Consider the following 25030-nt stretch of genomic DNA (forward strand, 5'->3'; position numbering starts at 1 on the left):
GCACGAATTACGGGTCTGCTTATCGAGAAGGCACGAATTACCGGTTTTCGGCGTGAAAACGGTAATTCGTGCCTTCTCGATTGCGGGGCTTACTGCTTTGCGGCGGGCTCCGGCGACTGATCCGCACCGCGGTGGCCCTTGGCGCCGAGGTTCTTTCCCTTGGCCAGGAACCGGACTCCGAACAGCAGCAGACCGACGGCCATCAGGATGCCGGCCCGCAGCCACACGGTGGCGTCCTGCTGGGTCAGGAGCAGTACGCAGGAGGCGATGGCAAGGTATGGCACCACGATGGGGGTCCGGAAGTGCTTTTCCTCCACCTTGTCCCTGCGCAGCACAATCACGGCAATGTTGGTGCTCAGGAAGACGAAAAGCAGCAGCAGGACCACGGTCTCCGCCAGCGAGGCCAGTCCGCCGGTCGTGGTCAGGATCATGGCCACGGCGGTGGTGGCAATGATGGCCACCCACGGGGTCTTCCGGCGAGGCAGGACCTTGCCGAAGACACCCGGGAGCAGGCCCTGCTCCGCCATGCCGAAGGTCAGCCGGGAGGACATGATCATGGTCAGCAGGGCTCCGTTGGCCACGGCAACCAGGGCGATCAGGCTGAAGAGCCACTCCGGGACGCCGAACCCGGTGGCGCTGACGACGTCGAGCAGCGGGCCCGAGGAACCGGCAAGATCCTCGGTGGGCAGGGCGACCGACGCGGCCAGGCCGATCAGGACATACACCAGGCCGGCCGTGAGCATGGCGGCGAAAATCGCGCGGGGGTAGACCCGTCGGACGTCGCGGACCTCCTCGGCGATGTTGGCGGAGACTTCGAAGCCCACGAAGGAGTAGTAGGCGATTACGGAGGCCGCGAGGACCGCCGTGCCAGGGTTGACGCCTGCCGGGAACTGGGTGACCTGTTCCGTGTACCCCTCGCCCTTGCCCAGCATCAGCCCCACCAGCACAATGACCAGCACAAGCCCGGAAACCTCAATGACGGTCATGACCACGTTGCTGCGCACCGATTCGGAGATGCCGCGGGCGTTCAGCAATGCCACCAGCAGCAGGAACACGATGGCCGCCGGGACCGGGGGGACGTCCAGGAACGGGGTGAGGTAGTCGCCGGTGAACGCCAGCGCCAATCCGGCCGCACTGGTCACGCCGGCAGCGAGCATGGCGAAACCGACCAGGAAGGAAATGGCGGGAACCTTGAACGCACGCTGTGCGAATACCGCTGCACCGCCGGCCTTCGGATATTTCGTCACCAGCTCCGCGTAGGAGGCGGCGGTCAGCAGCGCGAGGACCAGGGCGACCACCAGGGGCACCCAGATGGCGCCGCCTACTTCGCCGGAGACCTCGCCCACGAGTGCATAGATTCCTGCACCAAGTACGTCACCGAGGATGAACAGATAGAGCATGGGGCCGGTAATGCCCTGCTTGAGTTTGGAGGCAGGCTTTTCCTGCGTGGTTTCTTCCATAGGGGAAAGTCTAGACAAGATACTAAGAATGCTGATGATTGGCCTGCGGTCCTGTAAAAATTAGCTATGACCAGTTCGAAATCTGCACCCACACGGTATGACGTAGTTATTGTCGGCGGCGGCATTGCCGGGCTCACGGCCGCACTGGTCCTGGGGCGTGCACGCCGCAGGGTGGTGGTGCTCGACGCCGGATTCCCGCGCAACGCGCCTGCCGGCCACGTCCACGGCTTCCCCACCCGTGACGGCACGCCGCCGGCCGAACTCCTCGACCTCGCCCGCGCCGAAGTGCGCGGCTACGGCGTCGACGTTATCGAGGCGACGGTGGAAGCGGTGGAACCCTCCGGCACGGTCCGGACCGGGGACGGCCGCGAGTTCCGCGGCCGCCAGCTGATCCTGGCGACCGGACTGCGGGACGTCCTGCCGGACATCGGCGGCCTGCGCTCCCGCTGGGGCCGGGATGTGCTCCAGTGCCCCTACTGCCACGGCTACGAAACGGCAGGTAAAAAGCTGGCCGTGCTGGGGACCGGGGAAACCTCCATCCAGCAGGCGCAGCTGGTCCGCACCTTCTCTCCGGACGTGGTGCTGGTGCTGCACGCCGACATGTCCCTCAGCGAAGAGGACGCCAACGGGCTGGCCGCCATGGGGATCCGGGTGCTCGCCGGTGAGGTGGCGGAACTGGACATTGAATCCGACGCGCTGGCGGGCCTGGCCCTGGCCGACGGGCGGACCGTTCCCTGCGAGGCCCTCTTCCTGGAACCCGAAGCGGAGATGGACGCCGGGCTCACCGGGCATCTGGAGGTGGACCACGACGGCTGTATCGTCACCGATGAACTGGGGCGAACCAGCCGGGAGCGGATCTGGGCCGTGGGCAATGCCACCGACCCCTCCGCCCAGGTGGTTGCCGCAGCCGGGGACGCGTACCGGCTGGCGGTGGTGGTCAACGCCAAGCTTCTCGAAGAGGACCTCGGCCTGGCCGTGGCCTCCGCCGGGGAGGACCCGGCTGCAGGCATGGTGGAGGCCGCAGCACTGCGCGAAGCGGTCTAGGACCCCGCTAGCGGCGGACCTGGCTGCGGGGCGCGAGCAGGGGAGAGCCCGCCACGCCGTCACCGGCGCTCATCCCGTCCAGCACGAACCGCAGGGATTCCAGCGAGGTCCGCCGCGGCTGCCAGCCCAGTACTTCCCGCGCCCGGGTGGTGTCCATGACCGGTGCGCCGGCGGCCATGTCGATCCAGCCGGGATCAGTGGCCTGCAGATGCGCTGCCCAGGTCAGGCCGACGACGGCGCGCACCAGTTTCACCGGCACGTTCAGGACCCGTTTGGCCCCCAGCACACCGGCGAGCAGCTCCGGGGTGATGATCGGATCGGCGGCAATGTTGAACGCGCCCTCGGCCCGCTGGTCCACCACCCGCCAGTAGGCATCGGCAATGTCATCGGCATGGACGGCCTGGAACACGAACTCGTTCGGCAGCGGAATCAGGGGCAGCGGCAGCCGGTTGAGGAAGAACTTGGGGATCAGCCGGCCCACGAAATAACCGCCGATCTCGCTTCCGGCCTCGGAAGAGAAAATCAGGCCCGGACGGAGGCGGGCCACCGCGATCTCCGGGTATTCCAGTTCGAACCGGTCCAGCAGCGCTTCCTGTTCGCCCTTGTGCCGGCTGTAGTGCGAGCTGGCAATACCGCGGGCGGGCCAGGACTCGTCCGTCAGCCGGTCCTTCGGCGCCGGGCTGTACGCGCCCACCGAGGAGGCACAGACAAACTGGCGGACCCCGGCAGCGGCTGCGGCAGCCAGCGCGTTTTCCGTCCCCTGCACATTGACCCGGTGCAGTTCCGCTTCGTCCCGGTTGGGCTGGATCAGCCACGCCAGATGGATTACCGCATCAGCCCCGCGCAGTGCCTCGGTCAGCGTGCCGACGTTCCCGGTGTCGCCGATGTCGATGGCGTGCCACTCGACGTCGTTGTACGGAGGCAGCGAAGTGTCCGGAACCCGGCGCGCAATGCCCACCACGTCCACATCGCCACGCTCGCTGCGTGCAGTGGCCAGCCGGCGCAGAATGGCCGTCCCCACGTTTCCGGTTGCTCCGATGACGGCTATCCGCATGGTCTCGATCCTTCCGTTGCACTGCTGCCGGCGTTCCCACCGACTCTACCGCCGTGCTCTCTTTACGGCAGCCTTTGCGGAGGCAGCCGGCCGCCGCGGCGCAGGGCGGAAAGGGCTAACCTTGTGGGCATGACCACTGAAGGAACAGCTCAGGAGAACCGCTCCCTGCAGGGCGGGGCAGAACACAGCACCAAAGGCTCCTATGTGACCGGCGGGACGGAATATACCCGGGACACGAATTACATCGAAACCCGGATCACCCGCGACGGCCGCGACGGCTACCCGGTGGAGGCCGGCCGCTACCGGCTCGTGGCCGCCCGCGCCTGCCCGTGGGCCAACCGGACCATCATTGTCCGCCGGCTGCTGGGGCTGGAGGACGCCATTTCGCTGGGCCTGCCCGGCCCCACGCATGACGCCCGCAGCTGGACCTTCGACCTGGATCCCGACGGGAAGGACCCGGTACTGGGCATCGAACGGCTGCAGGAGGCCTTTTTCAAGCGCGTGCCCGGCTACACCCGCGGCATCACGGTGCCGGCCATCGTGGACATTCCCACCGGTGCCGTGGTGACGAACAACTTCCCGCAGATCACCCTGGATTTCTCCACGGAGTGGAAGGACTTCCACCGCGAGGGCGCCCCGGACCTGCTGCCCGCCGAGCACATGGAGGAAATGGAGCGGGTCAACAAGCGGATCTTCACCGAGGTGAACAACGGTGTGTACCGCTGCGGATTCGCCGGCTCCCAGGAGGCCTACAACGCCGCCTACGACCGGCTCTGGGCCGCCATGGACTGGCTGGAGGAACGGCTTTCCAAGCAGCGCTACCTGATCGGGGACACCATTACCGAGGCGGACGTACGGCTGTTCACCACCCTGGTCCGCTTTGATCCGGTCTACCACGGACACTTCAAGTGCAACCGGAACAAGCTCACCGAGATGCCTGCCCTGTGGGGCTATGCCCGGGACCTGTTCCAGACGCCCGGCTTCGGGGACACCGTGGACTTTGAGCAGATTAAGGCGCACTACTACGTGGTGCACGAGGACATCAATCCCACCGGCATCATCCCGAAGGGGCCGGACCTCTCCAACTGGCTCTCGGCGCACGGCCGCGAGCAGCTGGGCGGGCGGCCTTTCGGCGACGGAACCGCGCCCGGACCGGTGCGGAAATCCGAGCGCGTGGCCCCCGGACACGGCGCGGAGTAGCCGTCTCCGTCCGGGGCCGGACCGGTCCCGGACGGGGAAGTGGAACCGTCGACCTAATACGCAACATAAACGTTTCTTAAAGCCCTCCTGCATAGGCTAGCCTTACTTAAGTTTGGTCCATGGGAGGAGGTGCCGTTGTGAGTTCTGCCGCAGGTTCCACCGGCATTCCCGGCCTCTCCGTTTCCCCGGACCGCCCCGTTCCGGCTCCCGTCCCCGGCGGCCCGGCTCCGCGGACGGCCAGGCACCGCACCGCACTTCTCCTGCTGACCGTTGCCGTCCTGGCGGGTGCCTGCGCCGCATCGGTGGCCATTGGTGCCCGGCCCGTCGCTCCCGGCACCGTCTGGGACGCCTTTACCGCCTTCGATCCGGCCAACGGGGACCACGCAGTGGTCCTTTCCCGCGTTCCCCGCACCGTCCTGGGGCTCGCCGCCGGAGCGGCCCTCGGCCTGGCCGGTGCCGCCATGCAGGGCGTGGCCCGCAACCCGCTGGCGGATCCCGGCATCCTGGGCGTCAACGCCGGTGCCGCGTTCGCAGTGGTGCTGGGCATCTACGTCTTCGGCGTCACCGAGCTGCCCGGCTACATCTGGTTTGCCCTGGCCGGCGCCGCCGGAGCCGCCGCCGTCGTATATCTCGTCGCGAGCCTCGGCCGGGAAGGCGCCACGCCGGTGAAGCTGGCCCTGGCCGGCGCCGCGCTGAGCGCCGGACTGATGTCCCTGCTCAACGCCGTGCTGGTGTCCAGCCAGCAGACCCTGGACACCTTCCGGTTCTGGCAGGTGGGCAGTGTGTCCGGACGGAACTGGGACACCATCGCCGCAGTGCTGCCGTTCCTGGCGGCCGGTGCCCTGATTTCGCTCGGTGCCGGACGCGCGCTGAACGGCCTGAGCCTGGGCGACGACGTTGCCCGCGGGCTCGGACAGCGCGTTGGACTGACGCGGGGGATCACCGCCCTGGGAGTGGTGCTGCTGTGCGGCGCGGCCACAGCCGCGGCGGGACCCATCGCGTTCATCGGCCTGGTCATCCCGCATGTGGTGCGCAGTTTCACCGGCCCGGATTACCGCTGGATCCTGCCCTTCTCCATGCTCCTCGCGCCGGCACTGCTGGTCACCGCGGACGTGGCGGGCAGGGTCCTGCTGCCGCCGGGGGAGATCCCCGTCGGGGTCACCACCGCCGTGATCGGTGCGCCGGTCTTCATCTGGCTGGTGCGGCGGCGGAAGCTGGCGGAGCTGTGAGCGCCGCCGTCGAGACTGCCCGCGGACCCCGCATCCCGCCTGCCGGCGCAGCTGAAGCGGTCCGGGCCGCCCGGAAACAGGGAAGACGCCGCCGGGTAGCGGTGCCGGCGCTGCTGGCCGCCGCGGTGTTCGTGCTGTTCGCGGTCTACGTCCTGCTGGGCACCTATACCTTCACCATTCCCGACTTCTTCCGGATCCTGTTCGGCGAGCAGATACCCGGCGCCACTTACATCCTGATGGAAAGCAAGCTTCCCCGTGCCGTCATCGGGACATTGATCGGAGTGGCGTTCGGGATAGCCGGGGCGGTGTTCCAGACACTGCTGCGCAACCCGCTGGCCAGCCCGGACATCATCGGGATCAGCTACGGTGCCAGCGCCAGCGCCGTAGGCGCCATTGTGCTCTTCGGTGCTGCCGGAACCACGGTGTCCGTCACCGCCCTGGTCGGAGCGCTGGCCGTGGCCCTGGCCATCTACCTGCTGTCCCGCCGCGGCGGCGCAGCGGGTTACCGGTTGGTGCTGGTGGGCATCGGCTTCGCCGCCGTCATGCAGGCGATGGTGAGCTTCCTGCTGACCCGGACGGACATCCGCACCGCTTCCGAAGCGCTGGTGTGGCTTAACGGCTCACTGAACAACAGCAGCTGGGACCGCGCCGCGGTGCTGGCTGTGTTCCTGCTGGTCCTGCTTCCCGCCGCCGCGCTGCTCGCCCGCAGCCTGCACGGACTCGAACTCGGCGACGATGCCGCCGCGGGCCTGGGCATCCGGGTGGAAACGGCACGGCTGGCCCTGATCATTGTAGGCGTCGGCCTGGCCGCCGCGGCCACCGCAGCCGCCGGTCCGGTGGCGTTCATCGCGTTCCTCTCCGGCCCCATCGCCCGGCGGCTCACGGGCGGGCAAGCTTCCCTGCTGACAGCCGGCCTGGTCGGCGCCTGCATTGTCCTGGCTGCGGATTTCGCCGGCGCCAACCTTCTCCCCGGCGTCACCCTGCCGGTGGGCGTGGTGAGCGGCGCCCTCGGGGCACCTTTTCTTCTGTGGCTGCTGGTCACGTCAAACCGCGTAGGCCAAGGAGGCTGACATGGAGAACCTGCTCTCCGCTGACAAGCTGGAGCTCGGATACGACGAGCGCAAGGTGGTGGACTCGCTTTCGCTCACCCTGCCCGCGGGAAAGATCACCATCATCGTGGGTGCCAACGCCTGCGGAAAGTCCACCCTGCTGCGCGGCCTGGCCCGGCTGCTGAAGCCCGCGGCCGGCACCGTCTACCTCAACGGCAAGGACATCTCCTCGGTGCCCAGCAAGCAGGTGGCCCGCACGCTCGGACTGCTGCCGCAGACCCCCACCGCGCCCGAAGGCATCACCGTCGCGGATCTGGTGGGACGCGGCCGCTACCCGCACCAGGGCTGGTTCCGGCAGTGGACGGCAGCCGACGACGACGCCGTGGCCGCCGCGCTGGCCGCCACGGACACCGTGGACCTGGCCGGGCGGAACGTGGACGAGCTGTCCGGCGGCCAGCGCCAGCGGGTCTGGATTGCCATGGCCCTGGCCCAGGAAACGGACATCCTGCTGCTGGACGAGCCCACCACCTTCCTGGATGTCACCCACCAGATCGAGGTCCTGGACCTGATCACGGACCTGAACCGCCGCGCCGGCACCACCGTGGCCATCGTGCTGCACGACCTGAACCTGGCAGCCCGGTACGCGGACCACCTGGTGGCCATGAAGGACGGGAAGATCGCCGCAGAAGGGGCCCCGGCCGACGTCGTCACAGAAGAACTGGTGGGCACCGTCTTCGGGCTGGCCTCCCGCGTCATCCCCGACCCTGTTTCGGGCACCCCGATGGTCGTCCCGCTCGGACGCCACCACCGGGCCGCCCCGGAAGCAGAGCCGGAACCGGAAGCCGAAAGGCCCCAGGGCTACCTGCCCAATCCGGGAGATCACCAGCGCCGGTCCGGCATCAACGAGCCCATGGAGGCCGCATCATGACCCACGTCCGCTCCGCCGCCGGTGCCACTGCCGCGCCCGCCGCAGCCGCGCCCGCCCACCCGGGGCGCCGTGCCCGCAGCGCCGGCGCCGTGATGTCCTTCGACGTCGAGGTGAAACGGATTGCCCGGGTCGGCACGAACTTCCAGCGCGTGACCTTTGCCGGCCCGTGCCTCGCCGACTTCGGCGTGCAGGGCCTGACGCACGACCTGCGGATCAAGGTGATCGTGCCCTGCGTGGACGCTGACGGCACCTCCCTGCCGCTGCCGGACCTGTCCACCCTCGACGCCGGCTGGTACCAGGACTGGCTGAAGCTGGATCCGGCCACCCGCGGCTGCATGCGCACCTACACCGTCCGCGAGGCGCGCTGCTCCGGTCCCGAACCGGAGATCGACGTGGACTTCGTGATGCACTTCGACGAGGACGGCAAGGGCGGACCGGCCTCCAGCTGGGCCGCCGCGGCGGAACCGGGGGACCGGGTCTGCATCATCGGCCCCAATGTGGCCCAGTGCGTGACTGCCGAATCCTACGGAGGCATTGAATGGCGTCCCGGCATGGCCCGGCACGTGCTGCTGGCCGGGGACGAAACCGCTGTTCCGGCCATCACCGCGATCCTGGAGTCGCTGCCCGAAGACGTCACCGGGCACGCAGTGATGGAGATTCCCTCCAGCGGCGACCGGCAGGAGGTGCACACCGGCTCCGGGGTGCAGGTGATCTGGCTGGCCCGCGGCTCCCGGGAGCACGGCGAACTGCTCGACGCCGCGGTGCGGCAGGTCGTGGCACTGCCCGGCTGGGCCTCGGTGAAGACCGCCGACGGCGTTCCCTTCCGCCCCGGCCCCGCCCTGCGGGAACCCGAAGACGTCAACGTGGACGAGAACATCCTGTGGGAAACCCCCCAGCGGCTGGACCCTGCCGCGGTGGAAGCCTCGCGGAATCCGAACGCCCCGTCCGGCGCCCTGCCGTTCTACGCCTGGATTGCCGGCGAGGCAGCCGTGGTGCGCGGCCTGCGCCGGTACCTGGTGCGCGACGTCGGGATCGACCGCAAACAGGTGGCCTTTATGGGCTACTGGCGCAAGGGCCGCGCCGAGCTTTCCTAGCCCGCATCACCCTGGTTTTTTTACCCGGCGCGCCGTTCGGCGGCCGGTCTTTCTGAGAGGAAAAACGATGAAGAGAGCACCGCTCGCTGCCCTGTTGGCGGTTCCCGCAGTCCTGGTGGCCCTGAGCGGCTGCGGCGCCGATGCCGCGACCGACTCCGCCCCCGATGCTTCAGGGTCAGAGCAGTTCCCCGTGACCATCGACTCCGCCCTGGGGCAGGCCGTGATCGAGGAGAAGCCCGAACGGGTGGTCACCATTGGCTGGGGCTCCGCGGACACCGCCGTCGCGCTGGGCACCACGCCCGTGGGCGTCGAAGAGGTCACCTGGGGCAACGACGAACACGGCAACTACCCGTGGGTCAGTGAAGCCATCGAGGAACGCGGCGACGATTTCCCGGCCACCTTCACCGGGGGACAGGACATCGACATTGATGCCATTGTCGCCCTGGAGCCGGATCTGATCCTGGCCCCCAACTCCGGCATCACCCAGGAGGATTTCGACATCCTCAATGATCTTGCCCCCACGGTGGCCTACCCCGAAAAGGCCTGGAACATCGACTGGGACGACCACATTTCGCTGATCGGCAAGGCACTGGGTGAACCGGAGGCAGCGGAGGACGCGGTGTCCGGCGTCAAGGAGGCCCTCGCCGACAGTGCGGCCGAGCATCCCGAGTTCGAAGGCAAGACCTTCGCCTACGTCTGGGGCGGCGGTGCCCCGGGCTCCCTGGTGCTCTACAACGAGGGTGACGCGCGGGTGGACATCCTCACCGCGCTGGGCATGGAGGTGGCCCCCGAGGTTCAGGACATTCCCTCCAGCGAGGGCAGCTTCACCTCCGACCTGGGGTTGGAGAACGCCGGCAAGCTGAACGACGTCGACGTGCTGTTCACCTGGTACAACGACGAAGCCGAGCAGCAGCGCACCGAAGAGCAGCGCCTGTTCGCCTCCATCCCGGCAGTGGAGCGGGGATCCGTGGTGCGCAACCTCGACCGCCAGGTCGGGATGGCTTCCAGCTTCCTGACCCCGCTGAGCGTCCCGTGGGTGCTGGACCGGTTCGAGCCCATGATCGAAGAAGCAGTTGCCAAGGTCGACTGATTCGATGCAGGCTCCGGTCCCGGTGAAAACCGGAGACCAGCAGGCGGCCGGTGCCGGTGCGCCGGCCGCTCTTCGGCGTCCCGCATCCGGGCATGGAAGCCCGCTGCTGGGCGCCGGGCGCGGGACGGCGCTGCTGGCCGCAGGGCTGGCAGTGCTGTTCCTCGCCGTCATCACCAGCCTTGCAGTCGGTGCCCATCAGTTGAGCCCGGGGGAGGTAGCCGCGTCGCTGTGGACGGAAATCCGCGGTACCGGCAGCACCTACGCGGATGACGTAGTGGCCAGCCGGATCCCGCGGACCGTTCTGGGCATCGTGGCCGGTGCCGCCCTGGCTGTGGCCGGAGTCATTATGCAGGGGTTGACCCGCAATCCGCTCGCAGACCCGGGCATCCTGGGCGTGAACGCGGGCGCCGCGGCCGCAATGGTCACGGGCATGGCGTTCTTCGGCCTCGGCGCCACCAGTGCGAATGTCTGGGTGGCCCTGCCCGGCGCCGTAGTCACCGTGGTGGTGGTGTACGGCCTTGCCTCCGGCAGGCGCGGTTCGACGCCGGTCCGGCTGGTCTTGGCCGGCACCGTGATCTCGGCGGTGCTCATGTCCTACATCCAGGCCGTGGCCCTGACCCGGCCCGACGTGTTCAGCATGTACCGGTTCTGGGCCGTGGGTTCCCTGAGCGGCCGGACGATGGAGCAGGCCTACGATGTCCTGCCGTTCTTCCTGGTGGGACTGGTGGCAGCCCTCGCCACCGGACGGTCGTTGAATGCCCTGGCCCTGGGCGAGGAGGCAGCTGCGTCGCTCGGCCTGCGGCCGCAGGCGACCAAGATCGCCGCCGCGCTGGCCGCCGCACTCCTGTGCGCATCGGCAACCGCCGCCGTCGGGCCCATCGGCTTCGTCGGCCTCGCGGTGCCGCATATCGTGCGCAGCTTCACCGGCCCGGACCATCGCTGGCTGCTGGTCCTGAGCGCCGTCGTCGGCCCGGCCCTGCTCCTGTTCGCCGACGTCGCCGGGCGCCTCGTGGCGCAGCCGGGGGAAATGCTTACCGGCGTCATCACCGCCCTGCTGGGCGCACCGCTGCTGATTTTGGCCGTACGCCGGATGCGGGCCGTGGCATGAGCGGCGTCCGCAGCGCGTCCGCGTCTTCCCGCACCTTCCGCCTGGGGAAGCGGCTGAGCTTCCACTACCGCAGGCGCAGCGTCCTGGTCTGCCTGCTTCTTTCCGTCGCACTGCTCATGGTCGGTGCATTCACGCTGACCGCCGGAGACCTGGGCCTGACGTGGTCCGAACTGGCGGGACTTGCCGTCTCGCCGCCGGAGGGAAGCGCGTCCTTTGTGCTCGAACGGCTGCGCGGACCCCGCTTCCTGACGGCCGTCGGGGCAGGTATTGCGCTGGGGGTGGCGGGCTCCCTTTTCCAGACAGTGACCCGCAACCCGCTGGGCAGCCCGGAGGTGGTCGGGCTGACCAGCGGAGCCGCTGCCGGAGCGGCCGTGAGCACGCTGTGGCCAGGCTACCTGCCCGTGCCCGTCGCCGCGATCGTGGGCGGCGGCATCGCAGTGGGACTGGTCTGGCTGAGCACGGGGCGCGGTTTCGCCCGGCCCGGGAAGCTGATTGTGGCCGGTATCGGCATCTCCGCGGTGGCGACCGCCTTGACCTCGCTGGCAATGACGACCGTGGGGGAGCAGCAGGCGCAGACACTGGCGTTCTACCTCAACGGCTCCCTGGCTTCCCGGTCCTGGTCCCATGTGGCCACCATCGCCGTCGCCCTGGTCCTCGTCCTGCCTGCCGCCGCGGCGCTGCAGCGGCAGCTGAACGTGGTCTCGCTGGGTGATGACATGGCCGAGGCGCTCGGTGTCCGGGTGGTCCGGACCCGCACTATTGCCGTCCTGCTGGCAGTGGTGCTGGCTGCGGCTGCCGTGAGTGTGTGCGGGCCGGTGGCCTTCGTTGCCCTGGTTGCCCCGCAGATCGCCCTGCGGCTGCTGGGCGTCTCGTCACCGGGCGTGGTTGCACCGGCGCTGGTGGGGGCGTTGGTGCTGGCCCTCTCCGATTTCACGGTGCAGCAGATCGACATCGGTGCGGCCCTGCCCGTGGGTATCTTCACCGCGGCGCTGGGCAGCCTGTACCTGGGGTACCTGTTGTTCGGGGAGGCGCGGAAGGGCGTGCTCTGAGCCGGACCGGGCACCGGCCGGGGATCCGGGAGAGCCACGGCACACGGGTGCCGGATGCGGGTCACCAGGGCCGTTGGGATTGGCCACATAAGGCGGACGGGCAGCCCGCCGGTTTCTAAAATTGAAGCTGGGCCGGAATGTTATGCAGCGGACCGCGACGGGCCCAACACATCCATTCCAGTCCGGCTTCATTGCTCCACGGAACCCGGTGAAGGCTGCCCGGGACCGGAACACAACGGACAAGAGTCCGGATCACAGAAGAGTTCTGGACCAACGCACACTGAGGTGATTGTTGACCGAGCACTTTTTAGACTCTGCAGATTCAAAGAACACCGATTCCTCCCCGGCCCTGCTCCGCACATTCTCTAAGCTCCGTGCCCGGACCGAGGCTCTGGGCGGGCAGGCGGCCAGGCAGGCGGCCAGGCAGGCGGGCACCCGGGCGAAGGCGCTGGGGGCCTCTGCCAAGGGATTGGGCGTCCAGGCCAAAAACTGGCACCAGGAGAACGATGCACCCAACCGGCGGACCGGCGCGCTGTCCATTGCCGCCGCCGTCGCCATAGGCGGGGTCGTCACCGGGACGGCGGGATCAGTCGAACCGGACCTGCATGTGGAACGCCAGGTTGTCGTGCAACCCGCATCACAGGCCGGGGCCGCCCAGGACGGGGAGTCGCCCGAGGGCGGCGCTGCCGACGGCGGAACGGAACCGGACCCCGCCGCAACAGGACCGGCTCCGGAACCGGAACCGGAACCCGCCCCCGAACCGGCGCCCGAACCGGAGCCGGCGCCGGGGCCTGTGGCTCCCGTGGACGACATGGCCGTCACGTCCCCGTTCGGTTACCGGAACAACCCGCTGGCCCCGGGCGCCCTGGAATTCCATACCGGAACGGACTTCGGGGCGGTCACCGGAACACCGGTGAAGTCCATGCTGGGCGGAACCGTCACGGAGGCCGGCTGGCACACCACCGGCGGCGGCGGCCTGCGCGTGGTGATCGACCACGGCGACGGCGTGCAGACCACCTACAACCACCTCAACACCATTGACGTGAGCGTGGGTCAGGCGGTGGACGCCGGTACCGTGGTCGGCGGGGTCGGCAGCACCGGGAACTCCACCGGGCCGCACCTGCACTTCGAGGTGCTCCGCCACGGAGACTACGAAGATCCGATGGGCTGGCTCTAGCCCCCGGAAGCCGGCGGAGCCTACGGCACCGGGTTGGTGAGGACCGCCGGGTCCTTCTTGCCGTGGGGCATCCGGATGCGCAGGGCATTGGCATCCATCTCGAACAGGATATGGGTGGCGTTGCCCAGATGGTCGCCGTCCATCTCGAAGTCCAGCGGGGACTCGGTCCATACCTCGGCACGCTTGCACTGGTAGTACTCCACGGCCGTGCTGCTGCCCTTGCCCCGGCGCAGCAGCCCGGTCACTACGCCCACCCAGCCGAGCTTGCCCTTGGGTGCCAGGGTCAGGATGTCCAGCAGGCCGTCGTCCAGCTTGGCGCCCGGGAAGATCTCCAGTCCGCCGGTGATCTTGCCGCAGTTGCCGCCCATCACGCTGCGGAGCCGGCGGTGGATCGGTTTGCCGCCGTCGATCGAGATGGTGGTCTTGACGGGCTTGCCGGGCAGGTTCCGGATACCGGCGTCGACGTAGGCCAGCCAGCCGATCTTGTCCTTGAGCGCGTCCTTGGTGTCGGCCATCATGCCGGCGTCGTACCCCAGCCCGGCCATCACCAGGAACGTGTCGCTGTCCACGTTTTCGTCAACGGTGACGTGCACGACGTCGATGCGCCGCTCCGTGCCGTTGAGGGCGGCGCGGACCGCCTGCTCCGGATCATCGACGCCGATGTCCAGGTTGCGGGCCAGCAGGTTGCCGGTGCCCAGTGGGAGCAGGCCCATGGGGAAGGACGTGCCGGCCAGCTCCGCGGCCACGCAGCGCACGGTCCCGTCCCCGCCTGCGGCGATGACCAGGTCGACGCCGGCTTCCATCGCCTTGCGTGCCATGGAATGGCCCGGGTCCGCTTCCTCCGTGTCGAAGAACAACGGCTCAGCCCAGCCTTCGTCCGCGCAGATTTCGGCCACCCGCACCCGGACGTCGAAGTCCGTCTTCTTGATGGGGTTCACAATGACGGCGGCACGGGGACGTGACTGGGTGTCTGGGCTGGTCATGGTGTCCTTATCGTAAGCATGCGAACTATGGTCCGGCTCTGAGTCTAGCCCGGCACCCGGGTTCGGCGCGGCTGCCGGGCCGGCGGATCCGGACCGAGGCCGTTCCGGAAGCTTGTAATCTGTGGGGGTGACTTTCAAGCAGCGATACGTGGCCCTGGGTGATTCGTTTACGGAAGGCGTGGGGGATGACGATGAGACCCGCCCCAACGGCGTGCGCGGCTGGGCGGACCGCGTGGCCGAGCAGCTGGTGCTCGCGGACAATACCTGGGGCTATGCGAACCTCGCCATCCGGGGCAAGAAACTGCATCAGGTCCTCGACGAGCAGGTGGATGCCGCCATCGCCCTCTCGCCCACGCTGGTGACCATCTATGCGGGCGGCAACGATATCCTGCGGCCCAAGGTGGACATTGACGCGATTGTTGCCGCCTACGACGCCGGGATTGCCAAGCTGTGCGCTAGCGGCGCGGCGGTGCTGGTATTCACCGGGTTCGATTCCGGCAGGTCCCCGGTCTTCGGACGCACCCGCGGACGCACGGCGATCTACAACGAACTGGTCCGCGAGGCGGTGGAGAAGAACGACGCCGTGCTGGTGGATTACTGGCGGATGAAGACCCTTCAGGATGAACGGTACTGGGCCGTGGACCGCCTGCACATGTCCCCGGCGGGACACATGCTGACCGCGAAAAAGGTGCTGGAAGTCCTGCGCGGCACCGACGCCATTGCCACCCCCGAGCTGGAGGATCTGCCCGCACGCAACCGGGTGGAACAGCTCCGCCGGGACGCCCAGTGGGCGCGCGAATACCTGGGTCCGTGGGTGAGCCGACGGCTCCGCGGAGTGTCCTCCGGAGATAACCTCAGCCCCCGCTATCCGGAGCTCACGCATCCTGTTTTGCCGGTCTAACCGGCGGTATGTGAGCCATATCACATAACTTAGTAAGTTCCCTTGTTTTCCTATGCAAAACGGCAGCCCGCCGGCCCGGATTCCGCGTAAATCCGGGCTTTCGATTCGGCGGACACGAAGCATTTTCCTAAACTTGTAGGCCTGCCCGGCACCGCGTGGTGCCGGGGAGGTTGCTTCTGTTCCCAGCAGCCGACTTCGAACGAGGGAAGACCGACATGCCGAAAGATGCACCGCCCCACATTTCCGGAACCCCGGACTCACCGCCCGCCAAGGCGGTCCGCAAGCCGCGCCGGTCGCCGCTGCGCCGCCGCCGCCTGGAAGTCGATGACGTCAACGTCGTCGATAAATCCATGATGAAAAAGGCCGTCGGCGGCACCGTCGTCGGCAACACCATGGAATGGTTCGACATCGGGGTCTACGGCTACCTCGCCGTCACCATGGGCGCTGTCTTCCTGTCCGACGCCGACAAGGACGCCCAGCTGCTCTTCAGCCTGGGTGTTTTCGCGGCCACGTTCGTTGCCCGCCCGCTGGGCGGAGTCATCTTCGGCCGCCTAGGAGACCGCATCGGCCGGCAGCGGACGCTGGCCATCACACTGATCATGATGGCCGCTTCCACCTTCGCGATCGGCCTCCTGCCCGGATATGCCACGATCGGCATCTGGGCTCCGGTGCTGCTGGTGCTGATGAAGGTGCTGCAGGGCTTCTCCACCGGCGGCGAGTACGCCGGTGCCACCACATTCGTCTCGGAATACGCCTCCGACAAGCGGCGCGGCTTCCTGGCCAGCATCCTTGACCTGGGCAGCTACATGGGCTTCGCCCTGGGTGCAGCCGTAGTTTCGGTGATGCAACTGACCCTGTCCGAGCAGACCATGCTGGACTGGGGCTGGCGGATTCCGTTCCTCATCGCCGGGCCGCTGGGCGCCATCGCCATCTACTTCCGGCTGAAAATCGAAGAATCCCCGGCTTTCCAGGCGACCCTGGACGCCCAGGAGGCCAGCGCGAAGGCCGGTGACGAAACCGCTTCCCTCGGCACCCTGGGAATCTTCCGTGCCTACTGGCGCCCCATTGTGCTGGCCATGGTCCTCGTGGCTGCCGTCAACACGGTGGGCTACGCGCTCACCTCCTACATGCCGTCCTACCTGACCGATTCCAAGGGCTACGATCCGGTCCACGGCACCCTGCTGACCATCCCCGTCCTGGTGCTGATGGCACTGTGCATTCCGCTCAGCGGCAAGCTGTCGGACCGCATCGGCCGCCGCCCCGTGCTGTGGATCGGCGCGGGTTCCACCATTGTGCTGGCCGTTCCGGCCTTCTGGCTGATCGACCAGGGCCCGGTTGCCACCACCCTGCTGGGGTTGGCGCTGCTCGCCGTCCCGGTGACCTTCTACGTGGGCAACCTGGCCGCCACGCTGCCCTCGCTGTTCGAGACCGCCAGCCGCTACGGCGCCATGGGCATCTCCTACAACTTTGCCGTGGCCATCTTCGGCGGCACCGCCCCGCTGATCATGCAGGGCCTTATCACCGCAACGGGCAATGACATGATGCCGGCATACTGGCTGATGTTCACCTCCGTGGCCGGTGCCATCGCCGTCGTCTTCATGAAGGAATCCGCCAAGCGGCCAATGCCCGGGTCCATGCCGAGCGTGGACACCCCCGCCGAGGCGCATGAGCTCGTGGCCGGCCAGGATGAGAACCCCCTGCTCGACGTCGACTCGCTGCCGTTCGACACCCTGGGCAGCCAGGCGGGATCCGACGGGGACCGCGTAGAGCCCGGCATTAACCGCTAAGCGCACTGCCGCGGCAGCAGGAGCCGGCCGGACGCCCCGCGCGTCCGGCCGGCTTCGGCCGTTAAAAGCCGGTTGGAGTGCAGCCCCGACCCTGCGATCATTGAAACGTAAAGCTTTAACGAGAGGAGTGCCGGCATGACCGAGAACGCCCCGCGCTGGCTGAGCGCCCCGGAACGGCAGGCCTGGCTGGCGCTGTATGCCGTCTCGGGCCTCCTCCCCGCCGCGCTTGACGCCGACCTATTCCGCCGCGCGCGGATCACCCTCTTCGATTACCACGTCCTGGCCATGGTCTCCGAAGCCGAAGGCCGGTCGCTGCCGATGAGTGAACTGGCGGCGCGCTCCAATGCGTCCCTGTCCCGGCTTTCCCACGTGGTCAAGAAGCTCGAGCAGCGCGGCTGGATGTCCCGGACTCCCTCGCCTGCGGATGCGCGCGTCACGACGGCGGCACTGACGGACGAAGGCATGGCCGCGCTCGAGGGCCTGGCGCCGGAACACGTGGAATCCGTCCGCAGGGCCGTGTTCGACGGCCTTTCCGACGAAGACGTCGCGGATCTGGAGCGCGTCGGGAAGAAAATCCTTGCCCGCCTCGACCCCGGTAACGGGATCCTCGGACCCAACCAGGCACCGTAGCGCCAACGTCAACTTGTCGCGGGGGCGGCTGTCCTTGTTAGCGTGGTATCTACCTAAAACGGCACGACGAGAGGCACCACAGCATGCGCGTACCCCGAATCCTGACCGTCATCCTGGCCGGGGGCACCGGCGGCCGGCTGGGCAGCCTGACCGATCACCGGGCCAAACCGGCCATTCCGGTGGCCGGGTCCTACAACCTCATCGATATCTCCCTCTCCAACCTGCACAACAGCGGTTTCGGGGACGTCTGGATCGTGGAGCAGTACAAGCCCCAGTCGCTCAATGACCAGATGGTCAGCGGACGCCCCTGGGACCTGGACCGCACCAACGGCGGACTGCGGGTGCTTCCGCCGTTCCAGGGCGGCGACGGGGAGGGCTTCGCGCAGGGCAATGCCGACGCCCTGTACCGCCAGGCGGACTACATCCGCGAATTCAACCCGGACCTGGTGCTGGTGCTCAGCGCCGACCACCTCTACCGGCTGGACTACCGTGACGTAGTCGAAACGCACCAGGAAAACGGGGCCGCCCTGACCCTGGTCACCACGAAGATCAATAACAACCCGGGTGACCACGGAGTGGTCGAGGTGTCCAACGGGCTGGTCACCGGTTTCGAGTACAAGCCGGAGGAACCGAAAACGGACCTCGTGGCTGCCGAGATCTTCCTGTACGACGCCGACACCCTGCTCCATGCCCTGGAAACGCTGGTGGAGCGGGACGGACAGCTGGAAGACTACGGCGATCAGCTCATCCCGTACCTGGTGGAGCAGGAAAAGGTCGTTGAGCACCGGCTGCCGGGGTATTGGCGGGACATGGGCACCCCGGCCAGCTACCACCAGGCCCACCTGGACCTCATTGACGGCCGGGGCCTCGACTTCGATGACCCGCAGTGGCCGATCCTCTCCGCCAGCCCGCGGCGGCTGCCGGCATATGTGGGCCCGGAGGGCAGCGCGGCCGGCAGCCTGCTGGCCCCCGGGGCACGGGTGGAAGGCACCGTGCACCGGAGTGTGCTGAGCGCCGGGGCAGTGGTGGAAGCCGGCGCCCTGGTGGACTCCTGCGTCCTCCTGGACGGGGTGGTGGTGCGCTCGGGGGCGCGGCTGAAGAACCTGATAGTGGACTCCACGACGGTGATAGGTGCAGGCCGGACACTGGACGGCGCCGAGCTGGATCCGGAGAACGGCGTGGCAGTGGTGGGACGCGATTCGAAGGTGGACGCGCCGTCGTCGTGATACCCGGCACGCAGGTCCTTTCGAGTTTGGATGAAACGCCTGTTGGCCCTAGGATAGAAAGGCGTTAAGCCGCGTGTGTGTTAATCTGTCCGCTTCGTGCGGGCAGCGGAACACTTGCGTGGCCACCCGTGTAAACCTAGAATTGAAGGCTGTCGAGCCGGGTTCCCCGTTCGGCTGCCTGAACTTCACCGTCTTCCCCGCGGCGAGGCACTTCGGCTGGATCTCACCCCGCCAGGTTAACCTCCGGAAAGTCGCAGTAATAACGGTGTCAAAACTGGTGGCGGGACGCTCTTTATGGCAGGTGCTTAGGCGCTTGAGCCTTGTGTCTGTTTTTTGAGGACCGTCATATTTACTACAACTGGAGGAGAGATCATGGCAGCTTACTGCCAGGTAACCGGAGCCGTCCCCGGCTTTGGTCACAGCATTTCGCACTCGCACCGCCGCAACAAGCGTCGGTTCGACCCGAATATTCAGAAGAAGCGCTACTGGGTTCCGTCCCTGCGCCGCAACGTGACGCTGCAGGTTTCTGCACGCGGCATCAAGACGATTGACATCCGCGGCATCGACGCTGTTGTTACCGACCTGATCGCGAAGGGTGTGAAGCTGTAGTGGCTAAGGATAAGGACGTACGTCCGATCATCAAGCTGAAGTCCACTGCGGGCACCGGCTACACCTACGTAACTCGCAAGAACCGTCGCAACGATCCGGATCGTATGGTTCTGAAGAAGTACGATCCCAAGATCCGCCAGCACGTCGATTTCCGTGAGGAGCGCTAAGAATGGCAAAGAAGTCCAAGATTGCCCGCAACGAGCAGCGCAAGGTTGTTGTTGAGCGTTACGCTGCCAAGCGCCTCGAACTGAAGAAGACCCTGGTAGACGAAAACGCTACCGACGAAGCCCGCGAAGCTGCACGCCTCGGCCTGCAGAAGCTCCCGCGCAACGCTTCCCCGGTCCGCCTTCGCAACCGCGACCAGATTGACGGCCGCCCCCGCGGTACCCTCCAGAAGTTCGGTATCTCGCGCGTGCGTTTCCGCAACATGGCCCACGCAGGCGAACTGCCGGGTATCAAGAAGTCCAGCTGGTAAGCACTGCCTACCGCGTGAAAAAGGACGGTCCCTTCGGGGCCGTCCTTTTTTGCTGTTAACCGCGGGTTCCGGGCATCGGGTAGCACGTCGCAGGCGGCCAGGCTAGTTCGCCGGTCCAAGGATGCAAAAAGCTCCTTTTTGCCCCGAAAATCGGGAAAAATCCGCTAAATACAGGGGATTTTGCCGGAGTTGGGGGTCCAAGCTGGTAAGTTTTCGAACAGAGGTGGTTTCGCATCCGCGATCCGCTCGAGTTACCAAGAGTCCAGGAGGACATAAATTGGCTATGAACCGTAGTGAACTTGTTGCCGCAGTTGCAGAAAAGTCCGGCAACAGCCAGACCGCAGTCAACGGCGTACTGGATGCCGTCTTCGATATCTTCGTAGACTCCGTTGCCAAGGGCGAGAAGATCACCATCCCGGGCTGGCTGGCAGTTGAGCGCACCGACCGCGCTGCACGCACGGGCCGCAACCCGCAGACCGGCGAAACCATTCAGATTCCGGCAGGCCACAGCGTCAAGCTGACCGCCGGCTCCAAGCTGAAGGCCGCGGTCTCCACCAAGAAGTAGCATCACGCAGCGGCCGTACTGCCGCAGCACCGCGAGGGCCGGCATCCGTGGGATGCCGGCCCTCATGCGTGTGCGGTCGGCCTCGGGAGGCGCCCGTAATTGGCCGTATTTTTACAGCGGGTAGAGAATGGATACTGTGCCCAAATCCGTGAAAACCCAGTCCGCCCGCTCCGCCGGGACTGACCTGCTTCCGCAGCCCGGAAAAGGCGGCTCTGCAAGCGCAGCAGGCGATCGAGGCAAAGCCGTTCCGGCCGTGCGCAGCGGCTCGCTTGCAGCCTCCGTTGCGCTCGTGTTCCTGAGCCTTTCCGCGGCGCTGCTCTTTTCCGGCGCAGCCGGCGTCTCCCAGCTGGGGGGAGCGGGAACGCTGACCCGCTGGGGCCTTCCTGCCGCGAAGGCCCTGCAGAATGTCTCCATGGCCGCCGTGATCGGCTCCCTGCTGTTTGCCGTGGCGATCCTCCCGAAGAACCTCAACTTTCGGCGGGAACGCAAACCCGTTTCGGGCCGGCCCGCGCCCGTAGAGCCTGAACACCCCGCGTTCACCCGTGCCCTGGCCCTGACCTCCGCGGCAGCCGTCACCTGGACGCTTTCCGCCCTGGCGGTCATGGTCTTCACCTATTCGGATGTCTCCGGCCTGCCGCTGGGTTTCGACGCTGCCTATACGGCGGGGCTGGGCTCCTTCCTGACGGACTTTGCCACGGGTCGGGCATGGCTCGCCGTGAGCATCATTGCCGCCGTTGTCACCGCCCTGACCTTCGGCGTGCGGTCCGTGGGCATGCTGGCCTTCACCCTCGTTCTCTCCGTCGGTGCCCTCCTGCCCATGGCGCTCACGGGGCACTCAGCCGGCGGGGATGACCACGCTGCCGCGGTGAACTCCATTGGGCTGCACCTCCTGGGCGTATGCCTGTGGATCGGCGGAATCATCGTGCTGGCGGTCGTCTCCCGGCAGCTGGGGTCCATCACCGGTGTAGTGCTCACCCGGTTCTCCGCCTTGGCAGGCTTTGCTTTCGCGCTCGTGTTCCTCTCCGGCGTCGTGAACGCCTCACTCCGGATCAATTCGCTGGACCAGCTCGGCACGCCGTGGGGCACCCTCGTGCTCCTCAAGGCCGGACTGACGCTGCTGCTGGGCATCCTGGGGCTGATGCACCGCCGCTGGGTCATTCCCCGGCTGGCCGGCGCCAACCCGTCCCGCACCCCTGTCCCGGAAGGGAAAGGCGGAGTGCCGCAGGGCGGACTGTCCGCCCAGCGCGTGCTCTGGCAGCTCATCACGGTGGAACTGGCCATCATGGGAGCCGTATCCGGCGTAGCCGCAGCCCTGGGCCGTACCGCGCCGCCCCGCTCGGAGGAACCTCCCACGGACGCCTCGCCGGCACGCATCCTCACCGGTTATGACCTGCCGCCCGAACTGACCGCCGAACGCTACCTCACCGAGTGGCGGCCGGACTGGCTCTGGGTGGCAGTCATCCTGACCCTGGCCGTTTCCTACCTCATCGGCCTGGTGAAAGTCCGCCGCCGCGGGGACAAATGGCCGGTGCTGCGTGCCCTCTGCTGGCTGATCGGGCTCCTCGCCCTCTTCTACATCACCTGCGGCGCCCCGCAGATCTACGGCATGGTCCTGTTCAGCACCCACATGCTGGGGCACATGGCCCTGACCATGGTGGTGCCGCTGTTCCTGGTGCTCGGCGCCCCGGTCACCCTGGCACTGAAGGCACTGACCCCGCGCACCGACGGCACCCGGGGTATCCGTGAGTGGATCCTCATCGGCGTGCACTCGCGCTTCTCGAAGATCGTCACCAACCCGATTTTCGCAGCGGTCAACTTCGCCGGCTCCATTGTGGTCTTCTACTATTCGGACCTGTTCGGCTTTGCCCTGCGCGAGCATGTGGGGCACGAGCTGATGGTGGTGCATTTCCTGCTCACCGGCTACATCTTCATCCTGACGATGATCGGCATCGACCCGCTGCCAGGCCGCGCCCCGTATCCGCTCCGGCTGGTGATCCTGCTGGCCACCATGGCCTTCCACGCGTTCTTCGGAGTGGCGGTCATGGGCGGAACCGCACTGATCCAGGCGTCCTACTTCGGCAACATGGGCCGGGACTGGGGGCTGTCCGCCCTCGCGGACCAGCAGCTGGGCGGATCCCTGATGTGGGGCATCGGCGAAATCCCGACCCTCTTCGTGGCGATCGGCGTGGCCTACCAGTGGTCCAAGAGCGACGCCCGGGAGACCCGGCGCTCGGACCGTGCCGCCGAGCGGAATAATGACGCCGACCTCGCCGCTTACAACAACATGTTTGCAAACCTGGCACAGCGTGACGCCGGGACCCCGGATCAAGGAGATCGTTAATGACTGAAACCGTGCGCGCCGGATACCGGGTGCGGGCCTCGGAGCTGGAGGGCCGCAACTGGCTGAACACCGGCGGCCGGCAGCTGAACCTGGAGGATCTGCGCGGCAAGATCGTGTTGCTGGACTTCTGGACCTTCTGCTGCATCAACTGCCTGCACGTGCTGGACGAGCTCCGCCCACTGGAGGAGAAATACTCGGATGTGCTGGTCACGGTGGGAGTCCATTCCCCCAAGTTCGAGCACGAAGCCGACCCGGTAGCCCTCGCCGCCGCCGTCGAACGCTACGAGATCCACCATCCCGTATTGGATGATCCGGAACTGCTGACCTGGCAGGCCTACACCGCCCGTGCCTGGCCCACCCTGGTGGTCCTGGACCCCGAGGGGTACATCGTGGCGCACCTGTCCGGTGAAGGGCATGCAGCGGGCCTGGAATCGCTGGTTGCCGAGCTCGTGGAGGAACACGAGGCCAAGGGGACGCTGCACCGCGGCGACGGCCCTTACGTGCCGGCAGAACCCACTGCAGGGGACCTTCGCTTCCCGGGCAAGGTGACGGCCCTGCCGGGCGGCACCTTCCTGGTCGCCGACACCGGCCACCACCGGCTGGTGGAACTGGAAGCGGACCTGGCCGGCGTACGCCGGACGATCGGTGACGGGGTCAAGGGCTGGGCCGACGGCGATGCTGAATCCGCGCGCTTCAACGAGCCCCAGGGCGTGGCCCTGCTGCCCGCCGACATTGCGGAGAAAGCCGGGTACGACGTCGTGGTGGCGGACACGGTCAACCACCGACTGCGCTCGGTGAACCTCGCCACGGGTGCCGTGCGCACCATTGCCGGCAACGGCGTGCAGCGGCTGCTGGACGCCGGGAACCAGACCAAGGCGGGCGCGGCAGCCGCAGGATCGGATGAAACCGCGGGCAGCAGTGCCCCGGCCGATGTACCCGATGCCGATGTCCTGCTCGACGCCGACCCCCTGAACGTATCGCTGTCCTCGCCCTGGGACCTGGTGTGGTCCTCGAAGCTGCAGCGGCTGGTCATTGCGATGGCCGGGACCCACCAGATCTTCAGCTTCGATCCGGTCTCCGGTGCGGTGGCAGTGCTCGCGGGCACAGGTTTGGAAGGCCTGCTCGACGGCGGGGCCTCCGCTGCCTGGTTCGCCCAGTCCTCCGGCCTTGCTGAAGACGGCGACGGCAACCTCTGGGTGGCGGACTCCGAAACGTCCGCCCTGCGGAAGCTGAACCTGGCGGACGGAAGCGTGCAGGTGGAAACCGCCGTCGGCACCGGCCTGTTCGACTTCGGGTTCCGCGACGGAGACGCCTCGGTGGCCAGGCTCCAGCACCCGCTGGGCGTGGCGGTGCTGCCGGACGGTTCCGTCGCCGTTGCCGATACCTACAACGGCGCCGTACGCCGTTACGATCCCGCGACGGGTACCGTTTCCACGCTCGCCCGCGGACTTTCCGAGCCGTCGGATGTCCTGGTGGATTCCAGCGCCGCCGAACCGCTGCTGATTGTGGTCGAGTCCAACCGGCACCAGCTGGTGCGGCTGCCGATTCCCAAGGACGCCCAGTCCGTGGACGAAGGTGCCCGGCAGACGCAGCGGCCCAAGACCGCCGTCGAACCCGGACCCGTGTCCCTCACCGTGCGCTTCGCCGCTCCTAAGGGCCAGAAGCTCGATGACCGCTGGGGAGATCCGACGCAGCTGAAGATCTCGGCCTCGCCGGAGGAACTGCTGGTATCCGGCGGCGGGACGGCCACGGGGCTGACCCGCGAGCTAGTCCTGTCCGATACGGTGACGGACGGCGTCCTGCACATCACTGCCCGCGCAGCGGCCTGCGACGGTGAGCCGGGCGGGGAGATCCCGGACCACGCCGCATGCCACATGTACCAGCAGGACTGGGGCATCCCTGTGGTGCTGCAGGCCGGAGGCGAGTCCGAACTGGTCCTGGACCTGCGCGGACTGGACTAAGCACTCCGCGCAGCGGCGACCCGCAGCCCCTACGGAAACGGGCGGCGGCACGGAAGCATCCCGTGCCGCC

General features: G+C 67.4%; 23 protein-coding genes. 20 read left to right on the forward strand and 3 right to left on the reverse strand.

The genetic code is table 11. The features are described from left to right. Positions 1 to 89 precede the first annotated feature (89 nt). Positions 90 to 1460, reverse strand: coding sequence for an APC family permease (locus AC5RT8_RS11070; RefSeq protein WP_494095756.1), 1371 nt, complete (start codon positions 1458 to 1460; stop codon positions 90 to 92). 66 nt (positions 1461 to 1526) lie between these two features. Between AC5RT8_RS11070 and AC5RT8_RS11075 the strand changes: the two genes are divergently transcribed. Next, on the forward strand, positions 1527 to 2504 hold the full coding sequence (locus AC5RT8_RS11075; RefSeq protein WP_494095757.1) for an NAD(P)/FAD-dependent oxidoreductase: 978 nt from the start codon (positions 1527 to 1529) through the stop codon (positions 2502 to 2504). A gap of 7 nt (positions 2505 to 2511) precedes the next feature. Here AC5RT8_RS11075 and AC5RT8_RS11080 read toward each other — a convergent pair whose 3' ends face one another. Beyond that, positions 2512 to 3558, reverse strand: coding sequence for an NAD-dependent epimerase/dehydratase family protein (locus AC5RT8_RS11080; protein WP_494095758.1), 1047 nt, complete (start codon positions 3556 to 3558; stop codon positions 2512 to 2514). Positions 3559 to 3687: 129 nt separating this feature from the next. Here AC5RT8_RS11080 and AC5RT8_RS11085 point away from each other — a divergent pair, with 129 nt between their 5' ends. From AC5RT8_RS11085 to AC5RT8_RS11125, 9 genes are all read left to right on the forward strand, one after another. After that, positions 3688 to 4758: a glutathione S-transferase family protein gene (locus tag AC5RT8_RS11085; RefSeq protein ID WP_494095759.1), complete on the forward strand. Its 1071-nt coding sequence runs from the start codon at positions 3688 to 3690 to the stop codon at positions 4756 to 4758. Between the two features lie 119 nt (positions 4759 to 4877). Beyond that, entirely contained in the window at positions 4878 to 5987 is a 1110-nt protein-coding gene (locus AC5RT8_RS11090; protein WP_494095760.1) for a FecCD family ABC transporter permease, read from the forward strand. Further along, the gene (locus AC5RT8_RS11095) at positions 5984 to 7057 is read left to right on the forward strand and encodes a FecCD family ABC transporter permease (protein ID WP_494095761.1); all 1074 of its coding nucleotides are present in this window, start codon (positions 5984 to 5986) and stop codon (positions 7055 to 7057) included. The genes AC5RT8_RS11090 and AC5RT8_RS11095 overlap by 4 nt, the downstream gene beginning before the upstream one ends. Before the next feature lies 1 nt (position 7058). Further along, positions 7059 to 7964 (forward strand): ABC transporter ATP-binding protein, encoded by a 906-nt coding sequence (locus AC5RT8_RS11100; protein ID WP_494095762.1) that lies wholly within the window; start codon positions 7059 to 7061, stop codon positions 7962 to 7964. A gap of 92 nt (positions 7965 to 8056) precedes the next feature. Further along, positions 8057 to 9058: a siderophore-interacting protein gene (locus tag AC5RT8_RS11105; protein ID WP_494095859.1), complete on the forward strand. Its 1002-nt coding sequence runs from the start codon at positions 8057 to 8059 to the stop codon at positions 9056 to 9058. A gap of 67 nt (positions 9059 to 9125) precedes the next feature. Next, on the forward strand, positions 9126 to 10148 hold the full coding sequence (locus AC5RT8_RS11110) for an iron-siderophore ABC transporter substrate-binding protein (RefSeq protein WP_494095763.1): 1023 nt from the start codon (positions 9126 to 9128) through the stop codon (positions 10146 to 10148). A 4-nt stretch (positions 10149 to 10152) separates the two neighbouring features. Next, a complete protein-coding gene (locus tag AC5RT8_RS11115) occupies positions 10153 to 11256 on the forward strand; it encodes a FecCD family ABC transporter permease (protein WP_494095764.1) in 1104 nt (367 codons plus the stop codon). Continuing rightward, positions 11253 to 12305 carry a FecCD family ABC transporter permease gene (locus AC5RT8_RS11120; protein WP_494095765.1) on the forward strand — a complete coding sequence of 351 codons (1053 nt, stop codon included), beginning with the start codon at positions 11253 to 11255 and terminating at the stop codon, positions 12303 to 12305. The genes AC5RT8_RS11115 and AC5RT8_RS11120 overlap by 4 nt, the downstream gene beginning before the upstream one ends. A gap of 292 nt (positions 12306 to 12597) precedes the next feature. After that, positions 12598 to 13482: a M23 family metallopeptidase gene (locus AC5RT8_RS11125; RefSeq protein ID WP_494095766.1), complete on the forward strand. Its 885-nt coding sequence runs from the start codon at positions 12598 to 12600 to the stop codon at positions 13480 to 13482. 20 nt (positions 13483 to 13502) lie between these two features. Here AC5RT8_RS11125 and AC5RT8_RS11130 read toward each other — a convergent pair whose 3' ends face one another. Further along, complete coding sequence (locus AC5RT8_RS11130) at positions 13503 to 14465, reverse strand: diacylglycerol/lipid kinase family protein (protein ID WP_494095767.1); 963 nt, start codon at positions 14463 to 14465, stop codon at positions 13503 to 13505. Positions 14466 to 14592: 127 nt separating this feature from the next. Here AC5RT8_RS11130 and AC5RT8_RS11135 point away from each other — a divergent pair, with 127 nt between their 5' ends. The 10 genes from AC5RT8_RS11135 to AC5RT8_RS11180 all read left to right on the forward strand — a co-directional run bounded on the left by AC5RT8_RS11135 (position 14593) and on the right by AC5RT8_RS11180 (position 24960). Continuing rightward, positions 14593 to 15366 carry an SGNH/GDSL hydrolase family protein gene (locus tag AC5RT8_RS11135; RefSeq protein ID WP_494095768.1) on the forward strand — a complete coding sequence of 258 codons (774 nt, stop codon included), beginning with the start codon at positions 14593 to 14595 and terminating at the stop codon, positions 15364 to 15366. A gap of 215 nt (positions 15367 to 15581) precedes the next feature. Beyond that, entirely contained in the window at positions 15582 to 17153 is a 1572-nt protein-coding gene (locus tag AC5RT8_RS11140; protein WP_494095769.1) for an MFS transporter, read from the forward strand. 135 nt (positions 17154 to 17288) lie between these two features. Further along, positions 17289 to 17783, forward strand: a complete 495-nt coding sequence (locus tag AC5RT8_RS11145) for a MarR family winged helix-turn-helix transcriptional regulator (protein ID WP_494095770.1) — start codon at positions 17289 to 17291, stop codon at positions 17781 to 17783. Positions 17784 to 17866: 83 nt separating this feature from the next. After that, positions 17867 to 19009 (forward strand): glucose-1-phosphate adenylyltransferase family protein, encoded by a 1143-nt coding sequence (locus AC5RT8_RS11150; protein WP_494095771.1) that lies wholly within the window; start codon positions 17867 to 17869, stop codon positions 19007 to 19009. 372 nt (positions 19010 to 19381) lie between these two features. Then, the gene (gene rpmB / locus AC5RT8_RS11155) at positions 19382 to 19618 is read left to right on the forward strand and encodes a 50S ribosomal protein L28 (protein WP_494095772.1); all 237 of its coding nucleotides are present in this window, start codon (positions 19382 to 19384) and stop codon (positions 19616 to 19618) included. Then, positions 19618 to 19785: a 50S ribosomal protein L33 gene (rpmG, locus tag AC5RT8_RS11160; protein ID WP_227919278.1), complete on the forward strand. Its 168-nt coding sequence runs from the start codon at positions 19618 to 19620 to the stop codon at positions 19783 to 19785. The genes rpmB and rpmG overlap by 1 nt, the downstream gene beginning before the upstream one ends. A gap of 2 nt (positions 19786 to 19787) precedes the next feature. Continuing rightward, entirely contained in the window at positions 19788 to 20093 is a 306-nt protein-coding gene (rpsN, locus tag AC5RT8_RS11165) for a 30S ribosomal protein S14 (RefSeq protein WP_227902692.1), read from the forward strand. A gap of 277 nt (positions 20094 to 20370) precedes the next feature. Continuing rightward, positions 20371 to 20658 (forward strand): HU family DNA-binding protein, encoded by a 288-nt coding sequence (locus AC5RT8_RS11170; RefSeq protein ID WP_269440137.1) that lies wholly within the window; start codon positions 20371 to 20373, stop codon positions 20656 to 20658. A gap of 136 nt (positions 20659 to 20794) precedes the next feature. Next, positions 20795 to 22999 carry a bifunctional copper resistance protein CopD/cytochrome c oxidase assembly protein gene (locus tag AC5RT8_RS11175; protein ID WP_494095773.1) on the forward strand — a complete coding sequence of 735 codons (2205 nt, stop codon included), beginning with the start codon at positions 20795 to 20797 and terminating at the stop codon, positions 22997 to 22999. Then, complete coding sequence (locus AC5RT8_RS11180) at positions 22999 to 24960, forward strand: NHL domain-containing thioredoxin family protein (protein WP_494095774.1); 1962 nt, start codon at positions 22999 to 23001, stop codon at positions 24958 to 24960. The genes AC5RT8_RS11175 and AC5RT8_RS11180 overlap by 1 nt, the downstream gene beginning before the upstream one ends. Positions 24961 to 25030: the final 70 nt, after the last annotated feature.

Source organism: Arthrobacter sp. Ms25 (genome assembly GCF_059090365.1).

Excerpts from the sequence above, each read along its gene's own strand:
- AC5RT8_RS11085 (WP_494095759.1), top strand. The coding sequence starts at position 3,688 with ATGACCACTGAAGGAACAGCTCAGGAGAACCGCTCCCTGCAGGGCGGG.
- AC5RT8_RS11150 (WP_494095771.1), top strand. The coding sequence starts at position 17,867 with ATGCGCGTACCCCGAATCCTGACCGTCATCCTGGCCGGGGGCACCGGC.
- AC5RT8_RS11130 (WP_494095767.1), bottom strand. The coding sequence starts at position 14,465 with ATGACCAGCCCAGACACCCAGTCACGTCCCCGTGCCGCCGTCATTGTG.
- AC5RT8_RS11080 (WP_494095758.1), bottom strand. The coding sequence starts at position 3,558 with ATGCGGATAGCCGTCATCGGAGCAACCGGAAACGTGGGGACGGCCATT.
- rpsN (WP_227902692.1), top strand. The coding sequence starts at position 19,788 with ATGGCAAAGAAGTCCAAGATTGCCCGCAACGAGCAGCGCAAGGTTGTT.
- AC5RT8_RS11090 (WP_494095760.1), top strand. The coding sequence starts at position 4,878 with ATGGGAGGAGGTGCCGTTGTGAGTTCTGCCGCAGGTTCCACCGGCATT.
- AC5RT8_RS11070 (WP_494095756.1), bottom strand. The coding sequence starts at position 1,460 with ATGGAAGAAACCACGCAGGAAAAGCCTGCCTCCAAACTCAAGCAGGGC.
- AC5RT8_RS11115 (WP_494095764.1), top strand. The coding sequence starts at position 10,153 with ATGCAGGCTCCGGTCCCGGTGAAAACCGGAGACCAGCAGGCGGCCGGT.
- AC5RT8_RS11145 (WP_494095770.1), top strand. The coding sequence starts at position 17,289 with ATGACCGAGAACGCCCCGCGCTGGCTGAGCGCCCCGGAACGGCAGGCC.
- AC5RT8_RS11140 (WP_494095769.1), top strand. The coding sequence starts at position 15,582 with ATGCCGAAAGATGCACCGCCCCACATTTCCGGAACCCCGGACTCACCG.
- AC5RT8_RS11120 (WP_494095765.1), top strand. The coding sequence starts at position 11,253 with ATGAGCGGCGTCCGCAGCGCGTCCGCGTCTTCCCGCACCTTCCGCCTG.
- AC5RT8_RS11075 (WP_494095757.1), top strand. The coding sequence starts at position 1,527 with ATGACCAGTTCGAAATCTGCACCCACACGGTATGACGTAGTTATTGTC.
- AC5RT8_RS11100 (WP_494095762.1), top strand. The coding sequence starts at position 7,059 with ATGGAGAACCTGCTCTCCGCTGACAAGCTGGAGCTCGGATACGACGAG.
- AC5RT8_RS11180 (WP_494095774.1), top strand. The coding sequence starts at position 22,999 with ATGACTGAAACCGTGCGCGCCGGATACCGGGTGCGGGCCTCGGAGCTG.
- rpmB (WP_494095772.1), top strand. The coding sequence starts at position 19,382 with ATGGCAGCTTACTGCCAGGTAACCGGAGCCGTCCCCGGCTTTGGTCAC.
- AC5RT8_RS11110 (WP_494095763.1), top strand. The coding sequence starts at position 9,126 with ATGAAGAGAGCACCGCTCGCTGCCCTGTTGGCGGTTCCCGCAGTCCTG.
- AC5RT8_RS11105 (WP_494095859.1), top strand. The coding sequence starts at position 8,057 with ATGTCCTTCGACGTCGAGGTGAAACGGATTGCCCGGGTCGGCACGAAC.